Below are 16,955 nucleotides of genomic sequence, written 5' to 3'. Positions count from 1 at the left end.
CCCCCCCCCCCCCCCCCCCCCCCCCCCCCCCCCCCCCCCCCCCCCCCCCCCCCCCCCCCCCCCCCCCCCCCCCCCCCCCCCCCCCCCCCCCCCCCCCCCCCCCCCCCCCCCCCCCCCCCCCCCCGGCGGGGCCCGAGGTCGAGGAGGAGCCCACGCGCCGCGGCTCGACCCGGTCGCGGGAGCGGCTGCTGCAGCTGGGGTTCCTGGTCCCGGCCGTCGTCTACATGCTGCTGTTCTTCGGCTACCCCGTGGTGCAGAACGCCCTGATGGGCTTCCAGGAGTACACGACCCGCACCTTCGTCACCGGCGAGGCGCCCTGGGTCGGCCTGGACAACTACCGCGAGGTCATCGGCTCGTCGGTGTTCACCAAGGCCGCGCTGAACACGGTGCTGTTCACCGTCGGGTCGATCCTCGGCCAGTTCGTCCTCGGGCTGGCCATCGCCCTGTTCTTCCGCAAGCGCTTCCCGCTCAGCGGGCTGCTGCGCTCGCTGCTGCTCCTGCCGTGGCTCATCCCGCTCATCGCGGCGAGCGCGGTGTGGCGCTGGATCTTGGACAAGGACACCGGCGTGCTCAACCAGGTGCTCGGTGGCCTGGGCGTCACCGACGCCAACCCCGGCTGGCTGACCAGCACCTCGCTGGCCCTGATCACCGTGGTCGTCGTCAACATCTGGATCGGCATCCCCTTCAACACGACGATCCTCTACGGCGGTCTGCAGGACATCCCCGAGGAGCTCTACGAGGCCGCGGCCCTGGACGGCGCCACCCGCTGGCGGGCCTTCCGGTACGTCACCTGGCCGCTGCTGCGGCCGGTCGTCACCGTCGTGCTGGTGCTCGGCGTCGTCTACACGCTCAAGGCCCTGGACATCATCCTGGGGCTCACCGAGGGCGGGCCGGCCAACTCCACGCAGACCATCGCCACGCAGTCCTACAACCTGAGCTTCCAGCAGTTCGACTTCGGCCAGGGTGCCGCTGCCGGCAACATCCTCATCGTCGTCTCGCTGGTGTTCGCGGTCCTCTACCTGCGCGCCAACCGCCGCGCCCTGGACGAGTGAGGTCCCCGTGTCGCTGAGCGCCACCCTCCCCCTGCCCGACACCGCCCCGGCCCGGAAGAGACGGCGGCGAGGGACCGCGGGCCCTCGCGGGCCGTGGGGCTACACCGTCGCCGGGATCGCCATCCTCGCGGTGCTGCTCTTCCCGCTGTACTGGATGCTCAACGTCTCGCTGCAGCCAGCGGGGTCGGCGGCGAGCACCTCGTGGTTCCCCTTCGCGCTGAGCTTCGACGGGTACTCCACCGCGATCGCCGACCAGGGCGGCAACCTGATGACCAGCCTGGTGGTCTCGCTGGGCAGCGTCGTGCTGAGCCTGCTCATCGCCGCCCCGGCGGCCTACGCGCTGGCCCACTTCAAGGTGCGCGGGGCCGGGATCGTACTGTTCGGGATCCTGATCAGCCAGATGATCCCCGGGATCGTCGTGGCCAACGCCCTGTACAGCGCCTACAACGACCTGGGCCTGCTCAACTCGATCCCCGGGCTGATCCTGGCCGACTCGACCGCCGGCATCCCGTTCGGCATCCTGATCATGCGGTCGTTCATGGGCAGCATCCCGCCCTCGCTGACCGAGGCGGCCCGGATGGACGGCGCCGGCCCGATCCGCGCCTTCTTCCACATCATCCTGCCGATCAGCCGGAACGCGCTGATCACCGCCGGGATGTTCACCTTCCTCTTCACCTGGGGCGACTTCCTCTTCGCCCTGACGCTGACCACGAACGCCGAGGTCCGCCCGATCACCCTCGGGCTCTACCAGTACATCGGGACCTACGTCAGCGACTGGAGCACCGTCATGGCCACCGCCGTGCTGTCCTCCCTGCCGGCGGTCGTCCTGCTCGTCCTCGCCCAGCGCTACATCGCCGCGGGCGTCACCGGCGGCGCGGTCAAGTGACCGGCGTCCAGCAGTCAGGAGCTCCCGTGACCGTCCCCGCCCAGCCCTTGCGCGTGACCGTGTGGGGCGAGAACGTGCACGAGCAGCGCGAGCCCGAGGTGGCCGCTCGCTACCCGAGCGGCATGCACGGTGCCATCGCCGAGGGCATCGAGGCCAACCTCGGGGAGCAGGTCGTGGTGCGCACCGCGACCCTCGGCGACCCGGAGCACGGGTTGACCGAGGAGGTGCTGGCCGGCACCGACGTCCTCACCTGGTGGGGGCACGCCGCGCACGCGGACGTCGCCGACGAGGTGGTCGAGCGGGTGCACCGGCACGTGCTGTCGGGGATGGGCCTGGTCGTGCTGCACTCCGGCCACTGGTCGAAGATCTTCACCAGGCTGATGGGGACGACGTGCACGCTGCGCTGGCGCAGCGCGCACGACCGCGAGCTGGTGTGGACGGTCGACCCGACCCACCCCATCGCGCGCGGCATCCCGCACCCGATGGTCATCGACGAGGACGAGATGTACGGGGAGTTCTTCGACATCCCCGCCCCCGACGAGCTGGTGTTCCTGTCCACCTTCTCCGGCGGGGAGGTGTTCCGGTCCGGGTGCACCTTCCGGCGCGGGCACGGGAAGATCTTCTACTTCCGGCCCGGCGACCAGGACTACCCGGTCTACCACCACAAGGGCGTGCGCCGGGTCATCTCCAACGCCGTCGAGTGGGCGCGGACCGACCGCCCGGAGCGGGCGTACCCGACCCTGCTGCGGTACGAGACCGAGGACTTCTTCACCGGTCACGGGTACGGCGGAGCGTGAGCGGGACCCACCGCCGGGTCGACTGCGGGGAGCACGCGCCGCTGCCGGTCGTCGCCGTGGGCGCCGGGGCGATGGGCCGGGCCTGGCTGCGGACGCTGGAGGCCTCGGCCGAGGTGCAGCTGGTCGGCATCGTCGACCTGGACACCGCCGCCGCCGGCCGGGCCGCCGCCGAGCTGGGCCGACCCGACCTGCCGATCGGCACCGACGCCGTCGCGCTGGCGGCGCTGACGGGCGCAGCCGCGGTGGTGGACGTGACCGTGCCGGTCGCCCACCACCCGGTCACCACCGCGGCACTGCTGGCCGGCCTGCCGGTGCTGGGCGAGAAGCCCGCCGCCGACACCCTGGCCCGGGCGCTGTCACTGGCCGCGGCCGCCGAGGTCAGCGGTGAGCTGTTCATGGTCAGCCAGTCGCGGCGGTGGAACCCGCAGGTCGCCGCGCTGCGCGGGCTGGTGCAGGACCTCGGTGCCGTCGGCACGATGACCACCGAGTTCTTCCGGGCGCCCCGGTTCGGCGGGTTCCGGGACGCGATGGCGCAGCCGCTGCTGGTCGACATGGCCATCCACGCCTTCGACACGGCCCGGTACCTGCTCGGCGCCGAGCCGGTGTCGGCGTGGTGCTCGTCGTGGAACCCCTCGTGGAGCTGGTACGCCGGGGACGCGAACGCCACGGCGCTGTTCACCATGGCCGACGGCGCGCGTTACTCGTTCACCGGCTCGTGGTGCGCGCCCGGCGCGGAGACGTCGTGGAACGGCGCCTGGCGGGTCAGCGCCGAGCGCGGAACGGCGCTGTGGGACGGCGAGATCGAGCCGGTGCTGGACGCCGAGGTGACCGCCACCGACCGACCGCGCTCGCCGCACAGCGACATCGCCGGCGCGCTCGCGGTGTTCTGCGCCGCGCTGCGCACCGGGGAGACGCCGATGGGCGAGGTGCACGAGAACGTGATGAGCCTGGCCATGGTCGATGCGGCGGTCGAGTCGGCCGCCACGGGTGCGCCCGTGCTGCTGGACGACGTGCTGGCCCGGGCGCACGCTCAGGCGCTGGCGGAGGAGACCCACCCCGGCGTCCACGACGCGCTGGCCGGCTGGCCCTCGGTGCGCGAGGCCCTGACCGCGGTTGGCTAGGTCCGGCACGTGGGCGCCGCCGAGGGGCCTCCCCGCGGAGGGCGCGGCCGACGTCCACCGCGCTGGCCGCTCGTGGACCGACCCGGTTGGGCAGGGGCGGATCAGGGCAGACTGCTGATCATGTGGCTCTTCCTCACCCGCCGGTTCCGCATGTGGGTCGTCCTCACCGTCCTCGCCCCGCTGGCCACCAAGGTGCTCCGTGGCCTGGGCGAGGCCCTGCAGCGGCGCAACGGCCCGAACGCCGTCAGCAACGGGCTGCTCAAGGCCGGTGACCTCGGCGAGCGGGCGCGCACCAAGCTGGGCGGGAAGCGCCGCCGACGCTGAGCACCGGACGACGCCGAGCACCAGACGACGCCGAGGACGACAGCGAGACTGGGGACATGGACGCCTCCGCCACGCCCGACGCCCACCGACCCGACCCGCGCTCCCCGGCGCTGGAGCAGCGGCCGGCGGCCGGCGAGACCTCCGGCGTCGCGCTGTTCTGCCACGGCGGCACGGTGAGCAGTGTGGAACCGCCCCGCGAGCGCGCGCTGAGCCTGGTGCGGATGCGGGCGTTCGAGGAGTTCGTGCACCGCAGTGCCGCCGAGCGCGGCATCGGCACCGCCCTGCTGCGCTACCGGGTCGCCGGCTGGAACGGTGAGGCCGCCGATGCCCTCCAGGACGTCCGCTGGGCGATCGGGCAGCTCCGCGAGCAGCACGGCACCGACGTGCCGATCGTCCTGGTCGGCCACTCCATGGGCGGCCGCGCCGTGCTCCGCGCCGGCGGCGAGCCCTCGGTCACCGCCGTCTGCGCGCTGGCCCCGTGGACCCCGCCCGGTGAGCCGGTCATGCACCTGCGCGAGCAGACCGTGGTCATCGCGCACGGCAGCGGCGACCGCTGGGTGCCCGCGAGGCTCTCCGCGGACTTCGCCGTCCGGGCCCGCCGAGCCGGCGCCCGGGTGGCCCGGTTCACCGTCCCCGGCGGGCACGCGATGATCCGCCGCGCGCACCGCTGGCACGCCCTCGCCCGGGACGTCGTCCTGGCCGGCAGCGGCCTGGAGCCGATGCGGCCCGACGTCGTCACCGCGCTGCAGCAGCCCAGCCCCGAGGGCCTCGCCGTCCCGCTCTGAGCCGGGGGGCGAGGCGGATCCACGCGGTCGTTCCCCGCGCCGGGTCAGCCCAGGCCGGCGCGGAAGTGCTCGATCGTGCGCTGCAGGCCCTCGCGCAGCTCCACCGTCGGCGCCCAGCCCAGCGACTCCCGGGCGCGGGTGATGTCCGGCTGGCGCCGGGTCGGGTCGTCGACCGGCAGCGGCCGGCGGTCCAGCGTCGAGGTGGAGCCGCTCAGCTCCACGACCAGGTCGGCCAGCTCGCGGATGGTGAACTCACCGGGGTTGCCGAGGTTAATCGGCCCGGTGACCTCGCGCGGGCTGTCCATCATCGCCACCAGCCCGTCGATGATGTCGTCGACGTAGCAGAACGACCGGGTCTGCGACCCGTCCCCGTAGACGGTCAGCGGCTCGCCGGCCAGTGCGGACACCACGAAGTTCGAGACCACCCGGCCGTCCTGCGGGTGCATCCGCGGGCCGTAGGTGTTGAACAACCGGACCACCTTGATGTCGAGCCCGTGCTGGCGCCAGTAGTCGAAGAAGAGGGTCTCCGCGGCCCGCTTGCCCTCGTCGTAGCAGGCCCGCGGGCCGATCGGGTTGACCCGGCCCCAGTAGTCCTCGGTCTGCGGGTGCACCTCGGGGTCGCCGTAGACCTCCGACGTCGAGGTGAGCAGGATGCGTGCCCCCGTCCGCTTCGCCAGGCCCAGCGCGTTGATCGAGCCGTGCACGGCCGTCTTGGTGGTCTGCACCGGGTCGCGCTGGTAGTGGATGGGGGACGCGGGGCAGGCCAGGTGGTAGATCTCGTCGACCTCTACGTACAGCGGGAACGTGACGTCGTGCCGCATCAGCTCGAAGCGCGGGTGGCCCAGCAGGTGGGCGACGTTGGCCTTCGTCGACGAGTAGAAGTTGTCGACGCACAGCACGTCGTGGCCCAGGTCGATCAGCCGGTCGCACAGGTGCGACCCGATGAAACCGGCTCCCCCGGTGACCATGACCCGCTTGCTCTGCGGCACGTGACGTCCTCCAGTCCACCTGCTCCAGCCTCCGGCGCGTGATCACGCAGGGCCTGCGAGATGCTCCCACGCCGGTCCCGGGGCTCAGCCGAACAGGGCGCTGTAGCCGTTGAGCGCCGGCTGCCCGCCGAGGTGCGCGTACAGCACGGTCGACGACCGGTCGATCTCGCCGCGGCCGACGAGGTCGATGGTCGCGGCCATCGACTTCCCCTCGTACACCGGGTCGGTGACCATCCCCTCGGTGCGCGCGGCCAGCTCCATCGCGGCGATCGTCACGGCGTCCGGGATGCCGTAGATGCCCGCGTGGTACCGCTCGTCGAGCTCGACGTCGTCGAGGGTCAGCTCCCGTTGCACGCCGATGGCCCGGGCCGTCCGCTGGGCGATGCGCAGCACCTGGTCCCGGGTCTCGGCGGGCTTGGCCGAGGCGTCGATGCCGAGCACCCGGCGCGGCCGGGCGCCGGCCTCCTCGAGCTGCGCGAACCCGGCCACCATGCCGGCCTGGGTCGACCCGGTCACCGAGCAGACGACGACGGTGTCGAAGAAGACCCCCAGCTCGGCCTCCTGGGCGGCCACCTCGTGCGCCCAGTTGGCGAACCCGAGCCCGCCCAGCGGGTGGTCCGAGGCCCCGGCCGGGATGGGGTACGGCTTCCCGCCGCGCGCCTCGATCTCGGCGAGCGCGGCCTCCCAGCTCTCCTTGAACCCGATGCCGAACCCGGCCTTGACCAGACGGACGTCGGCGCCGGCCAGCCGGCTGATCAGGATGTTGCCGACCTTGTCGTAGACGGCGTCCGGCCAGTCGACCCAGCTCTCCTGCACCAGCACGCACTTCAGGCCGACCCGGGCGGCGACCGCGGCCACCTGCCGGGTGTGGTTGCTCTGCACCCCGCCGATCGACACCAGGGTGTCGCAGCCCTGCGCCAGCGCATCGGCGACCAGGTACTCCAACTTGCGGGTCTTGTTGCCCCCGTACGCGATGCCGGAGTTCACGTCCTCCCGCTTCGCCCAGACGGCGGCGCCGCCCAGGTGCTCGGTCAGCCGGTCCAGCCGGTGCACCGGCGAGGGGCCGAACAGCAGCGGGAAGCGGGGGAAGTCGGCAAGGGTCGTCGCCCTCGGGGCGGCGGGCGGGTCAACTGCTCGTGTCATCGGGGGTCTCCTCCAGTTCGGACAGCAGGGCCGTCCAGATCTCGGTGGTGGTGGCGACGGCGTCGGCGACGTCCCCGGCCGCGCAGGCGGCGATCAGGCGGTCGTGCAGGGCCACCGACTCCCGGCCGTGCGCAGCCGCGAACCGCTGCCGCTCCAGCCGCCGGACCGCCGGGGTGAACCGATCGACGGTGGCCTGCACCGCGCCGTTGCCGCACCGGGTGAGCAGCACCTGGTGCAGCTCGTCGTCGGCGGCCAGCGCGGCGGGGAGGTCGCCGGCGGCCACCGCCGCCGCGAAGCGGGTGTTGGCCGCGCGCATCGCGGCGACGTCCTCGGCCGTCGTGCGGCCGGCGGCCTCGCCGGTGGCGAGCTCGTGCATCGCCCGGACGACGACGGCAGCGTCCCGCACCTGCCCGGGGTCCAACGGGGTGACCCGGGTGTGGCTCTGCGGCTTCGCCTCGACCAGCCCTTCGTCCGCGAGCCGGGCCAGGGCGGTGCGCACCGGGGCGACCGACAGCCCGAGCCGGGTGGCGAGCTCGGCGTCCTTGACGACGGCGCCCGGGGCCAGCTCGCCGCTGACGATCGCCGCGCGGATCAGCTGGGCGGCCTGGTCACGCAGCAGCACGCGCGGGACGGGACTGATCGGCACAACTGACATCTCAGATGTCAGTTGTCCTCCCGTCAAGACCTGATCGCTGCGATCTCTGTCCGTCCTCGCCCTCGTCGGCCGTCCCGGACCGCGCCACCCTCGATGTCATGACGCTCGACTGGTCCACCCCGCCCGCCGACGCCGCCGCCCACTTCGCCCACCGGCTGGCCGTGGAGACCGACGTCTCCGACGTCCACGCCGCCCTGGAGTCCGGGCGCCCGGGTTTCGTCCTGCTGGACAGCCGGAGCACCGAGGCCTGGGCGCAGGGGCACGTGCCGGGGGCGCTGCACCTGCCCGGCCGGGAGATCACCGCGCGCGCCGACGAGCTCGCCCCCGCCGTCCCGGTGGTCACCTACTGCTGGGGCCCCGGCTGCAACGGCGCCACCCGGGCCGCGCTCACGCTGGCGACGCTCGGCTTCCGGGTGCGGGAGATGATCGGCGGCTTCGAGTACTGGGCCCGCGAAGGCCTGCCGGTGGAGACCGCAGCAGGCCTCACCCGCCCCGACGTCGATCCGCTCACCGCACCGACCGGGGTCAGCTGCGGCTGCTGAGCGCGGGCTGCGGGTCATCGGCCGAGCGCGACCACGGGAACTCGTCGTGCTTGACGCCGTCCCCGTAGCGGTCGGACCGGCGGAGACCCCGTCGTGATGCTGCCAGCCCGCTCACCAGCCCTGCTGCGGCAGCTTGTTGGCCAGTACGTACCGGTAGTAGTCCGCCCGCTCCAACCGGGATCCGGCCGCCTCGTCGACGACGAACGTGACGTGCGGGTGCAGCTGGAGCACCGACGCCGGGCACGAGGCGGTCACCGGGCCCTCGACCGCCGCGGTGACCGCGTCCGCCTTCGCCTCCCCGGTGGCCACGAGCACCAGGTGCTCGGCCTCCAGGACGGTGCCCAGCCCCTGGGTGACCACGTGCCGGGGCACCGCCTCGACGTCGCCGCCGAAGAACCGGGCGTTGTCCCGCCGGGTCTGCTCGGTCAGCGTCTTCAGCCGGGTGCGGCTGGCCAGCGAGGACCCGGGCTCGTTGAAGCCGATATGCCCGTTGGCGCCGATGCCCAGCAGCTGCACCGCCACCGGGCCGGCCGCCCGCAGGCGCGCCTCGTACTCCGGGCCGGCCTGCACCGGGTCCGCGGCGCAGCCGTCCGGACCGTGCACGACCGCCGGGTCCAGCCCCAGGTCGTCGGCGAGCTCCCGGCGGATCACCTCCCGGTAGGACTCCGGGTGGCCGGCGGGGAGGCCGACGTACTCGTCGAGCAGGAACGCCTGCACCCCGGTGAGGTCCAGCCCCTCCTCAGCGTGCCGGCGCAGCAGCTCCCGGTAGGCCAGCAGCGGCGAGGAGCCGGTCGCCAGCCCCAGCACGACCGGCCCGCCGCGGGCCAGCGCCGCGAGCACCGTCCCGGCGACGGCGTCGGCCACCACCCGGCCGCAGTCCTCCGGGGTGGGCAGCAGGACGACCTCCACGCCTCGGCGCTCCTCTCGGGTCACCCCACGCACCGGCCCGCAGGACGGCGGTGGGGGTCAGGTCCAGGTCGGTGACCGGCACGTCGCACACCGGCCCACCACCGGCTGGCCTCCATCCTCCCGCCCGAGCAGCCGGGCCGGGGTGACGACGGCGGAACGGACGGCGTCGGCCCGGGGAACGCCGGCGGCCCCGTTCACCTGGCCGGCCGCCGCCCGTCGATCATCGGCGATCGGCTGCCCGGCACGCCGACGGGCCGACCACTCGCCGATGATCAGCGGCGCGGCAGGGTAGGCCGCGCACGTGACCGTCGTCCGGGTCGACCCGTCGCTGCGCTTCCTGCTGCCGCTCAGGTGCCGGGCACGCGGTGAGCGGGAACTGGGGCACGACCCGGACGCCACCGTCGCCCACCTGGTGCAGGCCGCCGGGGTACCGCTGACCGAGGTGGGCGAGGTGCGCGTCGAGGGGGTCACCGTGGACCGCACCGCCCGGCCCGCCCCCGGCGCCGTCCTGGAGGTGCGGCCGGTCGGCCGGCCGCAGCCGGTGCCGGCCGGGGGTTTCCTGCTCGACGTCGGGCTGGGGACCCTGGCCCGGCGGCTGCGGCTGCTCGGGCTGGACGCCGCCTGGCGGAACGACGCCGACGACCCGGATCTCGTGGCGCAGGCGACAGTCGAGGAGCGGGTGCTGCTCACCCAGGACCGCGGCCTGCTCATGCGCCGGGCCCTGCCGCGCGGCGCCCTGGTCCGCGGGAGCGCCCCGGACGACCAGCTCTCCGACCTGCTGGACCGTTTCGCCGTCACGCCGGCGCCGCTCACCCGCTGCACGGCCTGCAACGGGGAGCTGACACCGGTGCCCAGGGCCGAGGTCGCCGACCTGCTCGAACCCGGGACGCTGCGGACCGCCGACGAGTTCTCCCGGTGCACCCGCTGCGGGCGGGTCTACTGGCGCGGCGCCCATTCCCGTCGCATCGACGAGCTCATCGCGGCGGCAACGCGCGCACGTCCGTGAGCACCTGGTCGACCAGGCCGTACTCCCGCGCCTCGACCGGGGAGAACCAGCGGTCGCGCTCGGAGTCCCTGGCGATCCGTTCGACGTCCTGCCCGGAGTGCTCCGCCTGCAGCTCGTTGACCTGCTGCTTCAGCCGGCCGAGCATCTCGGCCTGGATGGTGATGTCGGCGGCCGTGCCGCGCAGACCGGCCGAGGGCTGGTGCATCAGGATCCGCGTGTGCGGCAGGGCATGGCGCTTGCCCGCCGTTCCGGCGGTGACCAGGAACTGGCCCATCGAGGCGGCCATGCCCAGGGCGTACGTGGCGATGTCGCAGTCGACGAACCGCATGGTGTCGTAGACGGCCAGCCCGGCCATCACCGAACCACCCGGTGAGTTGACGTACAGGTGGATGTCGCGGGCCGGGTCCTCGGCCGAGAGCAGCAGCATCTGCGCGCACAGGTCGTTGGCGATGGCGTCGTCGACCTCGCGGCCGAGGAAGACGATCCGCTCGCGCATCAGGCGCTCGTAGACGGCGTCGCCGAGGGTGGTCGCCGTCGGGACAGCGGTTCGCATCGTGATCGGGCAGGGCGTGCCGGGAATGGTCATCGGTCTTCCTCTCGGACATCCGGAATGGACGACGTGAGCGAAGCAGGAATGCACACCCGGCGACCCGCAGAAATGGTCGATTGCGCGGTCAGCGCACTTCTTGTGCCGTCGGCGAATGGGGGTTGACGGCCGGGGAGGTCGCCGGGGCGGGCCCGTGGTCTGATCGACCGGTGAGCACTCCCCCCGTCGTCCGTCGCGCGACCCGGGCCGACGTCCCGCGGCTGGCGGCGACCCTGGCCGCCGCCTACCCCGACTACCGGTGGACCTCCTGGGCGCTGCCCGAGGACGGCCGCACCCAGCGGCTGTCCCGGTGGGCGGAGCTGTGGGGCGCGCTGGTGCCGGTGCTGGCCGAGACCGCGTGGGTCACCGACGACGTGAACTCGGCCGCCGCCTGGGCCGCCCCGGACGCGCCGCCGCACGCCGCGGACCTGCAGGCGGTGATCGACCGCGATCTGCCCCGGGTGTTCGGCGCCCGCCAGCCGGTGGTGCTGGCCAGCGAGCGGCTCGGTGCCCTGGGCCGGCCGGACGAGCCGCACTGGTGGCTGCACGCCGTCGGCACCCGCCCCGCGGCCCGGCACCAGGGGCTGGGCGCGGCGGTGCTGCAGCCGGTGATCGAGCGCTGCGACGCCGACGGGGTGCCGGCCGCGGCGACCGTCTACACCTCCACCGTCGTCCGCTGGCTGCAGCGGTTCGGGTTCGCCGTCACGCACAACACCCGCACCGCCGTCGACCACGAGCTGCCGATCTGGACCCTGGTCCGCCAGCCCCGCCGGAGTTGACCCGCGGGGGCCACGGACCGGCACCGGGGTGACGTGCGGCCCGGGGACGACCCACACCGTCCGCACGCCGCGACGGAGGAGACCCCGTGCCCGAGTACACGCTGCCCGACCTGCCCTACGACTACAGCGCGCTGGAGCCGCACATCAGCGGCCGGATCATGCAGCTGCACCACGACAAGCACCACCAGACCTAGGTCACCGGCGCGAACACCGCCCTGGAGAAGCTCGCCGAGGCGCGGGAGACCGGGAACTTCGACACGGTCAACCAGCAGGAGAAGAACCTGGCGTTCAACCTGGCCGGGCACGTCAACCACTCGGTGTTCTGGCCGAACATGAGCCCGGACGGCGGCGGCCGCCCCGAGGGCGAGGTCGCCGCGGCCATCGACGAGCAGTTCGGCGGCTTCGACGGCTTCCAGGCCCACTTCACCGCCGCCGCGCTGGGCATCCAGGGTTCCGGCTGGGCCGCGCTCACCTGGGACTCCGTCGGCCAGAAGCTGCTGATCAACCAGTTCCACGACCACCAGAGCAACCTGGCCGTGGGGCTGGCGCCCATCCTGCTGCTGGACATGTGGGAGCACTCGTTCTACCTCGACTACCAGAACGTGAAGGGCGACTACGTGAAGGCGTGGTGGAACGTCGTGAACTGGACCGACGTGGAGCAGCGCCTCGCCCGCTCCCGGACGGCGACCAGCGGGCTGATCGTCCCGGCGTGAGCTGAGGCTTGCCTGACCCCCGGGGGCCACAGGTCGGCCCCTGCGGCCCCCGGGGGCCGGGCAGCCACAGAGGAGCCAGCCCCCTGAGCCAGCCTGCGAGGAAGCCGTGTTCCTGTCGAAGACCGAGGCCGCCGTCCTCACCAGCACGCCGGCGCACGTCCGGCCCCCGGCGCCCCCGGCCGCCAAGCGGCGGCTGTGGCCGATGCTCGGCCCGGCGTTCGTCGCCGCCGTCGCCTACGTCGACCCCGGCAACTTCGCCACGAACTTCTCCGGCGGCGCCTCCTTCGGCTACACCCTGCTGTGGGTGATCGTCGCCGCCAACCTCATGGCGATGCTCATCCAGGCGCTCACCGCCAAGCTCGGCCTGGCCACCGGCCGCGACCTGGCGACCAACTGCCGGGAGCGGCTGCCCCGGCCGGTCACCTGGGGCCTGTGGGGGCAGGCCGAGGCGGTCGCCATCGCCACCGACCTCGCCGAGATCGTCGGCGGCGCGGTCGCGCTGAACCTGCTGTTCGGGGTGCCGCTGCCGATCGGCGGGCTGATCACCGCCGTCGTCGCGTTCGTGCTGCTGGCCGCCCAGTCGCGCGGGTACCGGCCGTTCGAGCGGGTGATCACCGGGCTGCTGCTGGTCATCGGCGGTGGGTTCGCCTACACGCTGGTGGGCTCGGGCATCGACCCCGGCGGCGTCGCCTCCGGCATGGTGCCCAGCTTCGCCGGCAGCGAGAGCCTGCTGCTGGCCACCGGCATCCTCGGCGCGACCGTGATGCCGCACGTCATCTACGTGCACTCCGCCCTCACCCCGGGCCGCTACGGCGACGTCGTCACCGAGGGCCGCACCCGGACCGGACGGGGGCGGCTGCTGCGCGCCCAGCGGATCGACGTCCTGGTCGCCATGGGCCTGGCCGGACTGGTGAACGCCGCGATGCTGATCATCGCCGCGCAGCTGTTCACCGCCGGCGACGGCATCGAGTCGCTGGAGAGCGTGCACGCCGGCCTGGGCGACCAGCTCGGCGGCGGCGCCGCGCTCGCCTTCGCCCTCGCTCTGCTCGCCGCCGGCTTCGCCAGCTCGTCGGTCGGCACCCACGCCGGGCAGGTGGTGATGGCCGGGTTCCTGCGCAAGCACATCCCGGTGCTGGTCCGCCGGCTGATCACCCTCGCCCCGGCGCTCCTGGTGCTCGGCCTGGGCGGGGACCCGACGACGGCGCTGGTCTGGTCGCAGGTGGTGCTGTGCTTCGGCATCCCGTTCGCCCTGGTGCCGCTGCTGTGGCTGACCAGCCGCCGGGACCTGATGGGCGCCTGGGTCAACCGCCGGATCACCACCCTGACCGGTTCGGTGGTGGCCGCGCTGGTCGTCGGCCTCAACGGCTACCTGCTGGTCGACCTCGTCCTCGGGTGAGGACCTACCGGCGGGCGACGACTACGAGTTCGCCGACACCACTGCCGACCGGCTCGCCGTGCCAACCCCCGTGCACCCGCTCGATGGTGAAGCCAGCGGCCGTCAGGTCGGCCCGCAACTCCTCCTCTGTGCGGAAGGCCAGGACGCTGCTCTCGGCCTGCGTGGCCCCATCCGGCAGCCGCCGGTGTTCGACGAGGTCCACCAGCCCGTCGGGGCGCACGGTGCACTCGGTCCAGGACTCCACGACCGTGCCGTCCGACAGGTGGTGGAGGCCTCGCCTGCGGTCGGGAGTCCACCGTTCCCAAGCGCGGTCCGCCGGGTCCCGGGAGTCGAACACCAGCCGGCCGCCGGGACAGAGCCGGCGGTGTACGTGGTGCAGCGTCTCGGTCCAGGCCCGCCGCGACGCGATGGCCTGGGCGACGTGGGAGGTCATCAGGGCCGTGTCGAACACCTGCTCACCGGGGACGTCGGCGGCGGTCCCCTCGATCCAGGTGACCGCCCCGGCACCGGGCTTGCGCCGCGCTGCCGCCAGACGTCCGGCAGCCGGGTCCACCCCGACGACCCGGTGGCCGGCCACCGCGAGCGCGAGGGTCAGGCGGCCGGTGCCACAGCCGACGTCGAGCACGCGGCTGCCCGGTTGCTCGTTCGCGAACGCGACGAACAGGTCGTCGTCGGCGGCCCAGGTGTTCTCCACGTCGTAGAGGTCGGCGAGCTGCTCGTCGGAGAGTCCCATCGACCCGGACCGTACCCAGCGGCACCGGCACCGATGAGTTCGCTGACGTCGCGCCGTCCCGGCCGCCGCGACGCCCGCGGCCGGCCGGGACGGGGTCACCAGGTGAAGCGGCCGACCGTGGCGCGCAGGTCGGTGGCCATCCGGGACAGCTCGTCGACCGCCTGCCGGGTCTGCCCCATCGCCTGGTTCGTCGAGCCGGCTGCCGTGGACACCCCGGTGATGTTCCGGGCGATCTCGGTGCTGCCGCCGGCGGCCTCCTGGATCGAGCGGGACATCTCGTTGGTGGTGGCGGTCTGCTCCTCGACGGCGGAGGCGATCGTCAGCTGGAAGTCGTTGATCGACCCGATCACCGACGAGATCCCACCGATCGCGTCCACCGCGTTCGCCGTGTCTCCCTGGATCGCCTGCACCCGCCGGGCGATGTCCTCCGTCGCCCGCGCGGTCTCCTGCGCCAGCTCCTTCACCTCGTTCGCGACGACAGCGAAGCCCTTGCCGGCCTCCCCGGCCCGCGCCGCCTCAATGGTCGCGTTGAGCGCCAGCAGGTTCGTCTGCTCCGCGATGCTCGTGATCACCTTGACCACCGCGCCGATCTCCTGGCTCGACGTGCCCAGCGCGGTGATCGTCTCCGTCGTCGACTGCGCTTCGGTCACCGCCTGCGCCGCCACCCGGGCCGCCTCGTTGGCGTTCTGGCTGATCTCCCGGATCGAGGCACCCATCTGCTCGGCGCCGGCGGCCACCGTCGAAACGCTGCGCGACACCTCCTCCGCGGCGGCGGACACGACATCGGACTGCACCGACGTCTCCTCCGCCGACGCCGAGATCTGCGCCGACGACGCGCTCAGCTCCTCCGACGCCGACGCCACGGCACCGGCCGACCCCGCGACCGAGGTGACCAGGCTGCGCAGGGCGAGCACCGCCTCGTCCACCGCCGCCGCGGTGGCACCGACCTCGTCGCGCTGGGCGAGCCCGGTCCGGGCGGTGAGGTCACCGGCGGCCATCGCCGAGGCCACCCGCCGCAGCTGCTCGAGGCCGCGGGTGACCGCGCCGGCCACGACCAGGCCGACCAGGCAGGCGAGCAGCACCCCGACCGCGCAGACGACGACCAGCGTGCGGGTCGCCGAGGAGACCACCTCTCCGTAGCCCGCTCCCTCGGTCAGCACGGCCTCCGCCTCCTCCTGCGCGGCGGCCAGCACCTCCTCGTAGGTCTTCCGGAGATCACGGGTCTCCCCCATGGCCAGGGCGACGGCGGCGTCGCGGTCGGTGGCCAGGAGGGCGAACTCGGCCTCGATGCTGGCCGACCACGCGTCGACGCCGTCCTGCAGCTGGGCGACCAGCGCGAGCTCGTCGGCCGTGGCCGCGGTGGCCCGCGCGTCGGCGAAGAGGCCGTCGATCTTCTCCAGGCGTTCATCGACCTCCGCGCGGAACTCCTCGTCCCCGGTGAGCAGGTAGCCGCGTTCGTCGTTCGCGGTGGCCTTGGCGGTCAGGCCGATGTCGCCCAGCGCGTGCATGTAGGGCAGCGACGTGCGCAGCTCCGCGTCCCGCGCGTCCCGGAGGTCGCCGAGACGGGTGATGGCCAGGACACCGACGAGCGCTGCGGTCAGCGCCGCCAACCCCACCGCAGCGAGGATCTTCACCCGCACGGAACGGTCGGCGAACCAGCGGCGAGGGGCGGGCGCGGGGGTGGATCGCATGACGTGGAGCTCCTGGAAGAGTGGCCCGGAGGCCGTGCTGGACGAGCCCGACGAGCATGCGGGGCCGGACGCCCGCCACCGCGCGCCGCATTGCGTGTCGGACCCGTCCGGTGTCGGAAAGGTGGACGACCGTGCGCCGGAGCCACCATGTCGACCGCCGGCGGCGACCTCGGCACGGGAAACACCGGGCGCCGGGAGCACCGATGAGAACCGGCGCCGGCGGTGGTCTTGAGCACCGACGACGACCTCGAGCCGCTGCACCGCACCGGCCCCGACCCGCTGAGGAGCACGACATGGGCAGGATCCGCGTCCACGAGTTCACCACCGTCGACGGCGTCGTCGACGCCCCGACGTGGACGATGGACCACGGCTTCCCCGACGACCTGGCCGCCTCGATCGGCGCGCTGACCGCACCGGCGCAGGGCATCCTCCTCGGCCGCACCACCTTCGAGATGTTCGCGCCGGCCTGGTCGACCCGGACGGTCGAGGACGACGAGGGCGCTCCCTTCTTCAACGACACGACCAAGTACGTGGTCAGCTCCACGCTCACCGACGCCGAGTCGATGTGGCGGAACTCGACGGTGCTCGGTGGCTACGACGCTGACCGCATCCGGGCGCTGAAGGACGACGTCGGGGACCTGTACGTGAGCGGCAGCGCCACCCTCGTGCGGGCGCTGCTGGCCGACGGCCTGGTCGACGAGCTGCACCTCTACGTCTACCCGCTCGCCGTCGGCACCGGCATCCGCTTGTTCCCCGAGGGCCACCCTCAGATCGCGCTGTCGCTGGTCGGCGCCGAGCCGCTGAGCAACGGGGTCGCCCACCTGACCTACGGACCGTCCGCCGCCTGA

At 73.6% G+C, this 16,955-nt stretch carries 19 protein-coding genes and 1 pseudogene; 13 read left to right on the top strand and 7 right to left on the bottom strand.

Annotated features, from left to right (window positions below):
• Positions 1-224: 224 nt before the first annotated feature.
• The 6 genes from ACI783_RS12345 to ACI783_RS12320 all read left to right on the top strand — a co-directional run bounded on the left by ACI783_RS12345 (position 225) and on the right by ACI783_RS12320 (position 4,965).
• The gene (locus ACI783_RS12345) at positions 225-1,052 is read left to right on the top strand and encodes a carbohydrate ABC transporter permease (protein ID WP_457083199.1); all 828 of its coding nucleotides are present in this window, start codon (positions 225-227) and stop codon (positions 1,050-1,052) included.
• A 7-nt stretch (positions 1,053-1,059) separates the two neighbouring features.
• Positions 1,060-1,938 carry a carbohydrate ABC transporter permease gene (locus ACI783_RS12340; RefSeq protein WP_457140704.1) on the top strand — a complete coding sequence of 293 codons (879 nt, stop codon included), beginning with the start codon at positions 1,060-1,062 and terminating at the stop codon, positions 1,936-1,938.
• Between the two features lie 26 nt (positions 1,939-1,964).
• Positions 1,965-2,735, top strand: coding sequence for a ThuA domain-containing protein (locus ACI783_RS12335; protein WP_457140703.1), 771 nt, complete (start codon positions 1,965-1,967; stop codon positions 2,733-2,735).
• Positions 2,732-3,856: a Gfo/Idh/MocA family protein gene (locus ACI783_RS12330; RefSeq protein ID WP_457140702.1), complete on the top strand. Its 1,125-nt coding sequence runs from the start codon at positions 2,732-2,734 to the stop codon at positions 3,854-3,856. Before ACI783_RS12335 ends, ACI783_RS12330 begins: the two co-directional genes overlap by 4 nt.
• Positions 3,857-3,976: 120 nt before the next feature.
• On the top strand, positions 3,977-4,180 hold the full coding sequence (locus ACI783_RS12325; protein WP_457140701.1) for a hypothetical protein: 204 nt from the start codon (positions 3,977-3,979) through the stop codon (positions 4,178-4,180).
• Between the two features lie 56 nt (positions 4,181-4,236).
• A complete protein-coding gene (locus tag ACI783_RS12320; RefSeq protein WP_457140700.1) occupies positions 4,237-4,965 on the top strand; it encodes an alpha/beta hydrolase in 729 nt (242 codons plus the stop codon).
• Positions 4,966-5,009: 44 nt separating this feature from the next.
• Here the strand turns inward: ACI783_RS12320 and ACI783_RS12315 are convergent, their stop codons facing one another.
• The 3 genes from ACI783_RS12315 to ACI783_RS12305 all read right to left on the bottom strand — a co-directional run bounded on the left by ACI783_RS12315 (position 5,010) and on the right by ACI783_RS12305 (position 7,743).
• On the bottom strand, positions 5,010-5,954 hold the full coding sequence (locus tag ACI783_RS12315; RefSeq protein WP_457140699.1) for a UDP-glucuronic acid decarboxylase family protein: 945 nt from the start codon (positions 5,952-5,954) through the stop codon (positions 5,010-5,012).
• An 84-nt stretch (positions 5,955-6,038) separates the two neighbouring features.
• Positions 6,039-7,097 (bottom strand): 1-aminocyclopropane-1-carboxylate deaminase, encoded by a 1,059-nt coding sequence (locus tag ACI783_RS12310; protein ID WP_457140698.1) that lies wholly within the window; start codon positions 7,095-7,097, stop codon positions 6,039-6,041.
• On the bottom strand, positions 7,081-7,743 hold the full coding sequence (locus tag ACI783_RS12305; RefSeq protein WP_457140697.1) for a GntR family transcriptional regulator: 663 nt from the start codon (positions 7,741-7,743) through the stop codon (positions 7,081-7,083). Before ACI783_RS12305 ends, ACI783_RS12310 begins: the two co-directional genes overlap by 17 nt.
• A 107-nt stretch (positions 7,744-7,850) precedes the next feature.
• Between ACI783_RS12305 and ACI783_RS12300 the strand changes: the two genes are divergently transcribed.
• Positions 7,851-8,294: a rhodanese-like domain-containing protein gene (locus ACI783_RS12300; protein WP_457140696.1), complete on the top strand. Its 444-nt coding sequence runs from the start codon at positions 7,851-7,853 to the stop codon at positions 8,292-8,294.
• 111 nt (positions 8,295-8,405) lie between these two features.
• Here ACI783_RS12300 and nagB read toward each other — a convergent pair whose 3' ends face one another.
• Positions 8,406-9,203 carry a glucosamine-6-phosphate deaminase gene (gene nagB, locus ACI783_RS12295; protein ID WP_457140695.1) on the bottom strand — a complete coding sequence of 266 codons (798 nt, stop codon included), beginning with the start codon at positions 9,201-9,203 and terminating at the stop codon, positions 8,406-8,408.
• A 301-nt stretch (positions 9,204-9,504) separates the two neighbouring features.
• On the opposite strand from nagB, the gene ACI783_RS12290 reads away from it, so the two are divergent.
• Positions 9,505-10,209, top strand: coding sequence for a Mut7-C RNAse domain-containing protein (locus tag ACI783_RS12290; RefSeq protein WP_457140694.1), 705 nt, complete (start codon positions 9,505-9,507; stop codon positions 10,207-10,209).
• Here the strand turns inward: ACI783_RS12290 and ACI783_RS12285 are convergent.
• Complete coding sequence (locus ACI783_RS12285; protein WP_457140693.1) at positions 10,178-10,795, bottom strand: ATP-dependent Clp protease proteolytic subunit; 618 nt, start codon at positions 10,793-10,795, stop codon at positions 10,178-10,180. The two genes, ACI783_RS12290 and ACI783_RS12285, sit on opposite strands and share 32 nt — an antisense overlap.
• Before the next feature lie 170 nt (positions 10,796-10,965).
• Here ACI783_RS12285 and ACI783_RS12280 point away from each other — a divergent pair, with 170 nt between their 5' ends.
• The 4 genes and pseudogenes from ACI783_RS12280 (at position 10,966) to ACI783_RS12265 (ending at position 13,683) form a co-directional block, all read left to right on the top strand.
• Positions 10,966-11,574: a GNAT family N-acetyltransferase gene (locus ACI783_RS12280; RefSeq protein WP_457140692.1), complete on the top strand. Its 609-nt coding sequence runs from the start codon at positions 10,966-10,968 to the stop codon at positions 11,572-11,574.
• An 86-nt stretch (positions 11,575-11,660) separates the two neighbouring features.
• Positions 11,661-11,900 (top strand): annotated as a pseudogene (locus ACI783_RS12275) (superoxide dismutase); the annotation flags it as partial.
• 6 nt (positions 11,901-11,906) lie between these two features.
• Positions 11,907-12,287 carry a superoxide dismutase gene (locus tag ACI783_RS12270; protein WP_457140706.1) on the top strand — a complete coding sequence of 127 codons (381 nt, stop codon included), beginning with the start codon at positions 11,907-11,909 and terminating at the stop codon, positions 12,285-12,287.
• Between the two features lie 106 nt (positions 12,288-12,393).
• Positions 12,394-13,683, top strand: a complete 1,290-nt coding sequence (locus tag ACI783_RS12265; RefSeq protein ID WP_457140691.1) for an Nramp family divalent metal transporter — start codon at positions 12,394-12,396, stop codon at positions 13,681-13,683.
• Between the two features lie 4 nt (positions 13,684-13,687).
• On the opposite strand, the gene ACI783_RS12260 is transcribed toward ACI783_RS12265, so the two are convergent.
• Positions 13,688-14,416, bottom strand: coding sequence for a class I SAM-dependent methyltransferase (locus ACI783_RS12260; protein WP_457140690.1), 729 nt, complete (start codon positions 14,414-14,416; stop codon positions 13,688-13,690).
• Positions 14,417-14,511: 95 nt separating this feature from the next.
• Positions 14,512-16,107 carry a methyl-accepting chemotaxis protein gene (locus ACI783_RS12255; protein ID WP_457140689.1) on the bottom strand — a complete coding sequence of 532 codons (1,596 nt, stop codon included), beginning with the start codon at positions 16,105-16,107 and terminating at the stop codon, positions 14,512-14,514.
• A 293-nt stretch (positions 16,108-16,400) separates the two neighbouring features.
• Between ACI783_RS12255 and ACI783_RS12250 the strand changes: the two genes are divergently transcribed.
• A complete protein-coding gene (locus ACI783_RS12250; protein WP_457140688.1) occupies positions 16,401-16,955 on the top strand; it encodes a dihydrofolate reductase family protein in 555 nt (184 codons plus the stop codon).

Source organism: Modestobacter sp. SYSU DS0511 (assembly GCF_054050755.1).
This window is presented reverse-complemented; position numbering and strand designations above follow the sequence as displayed.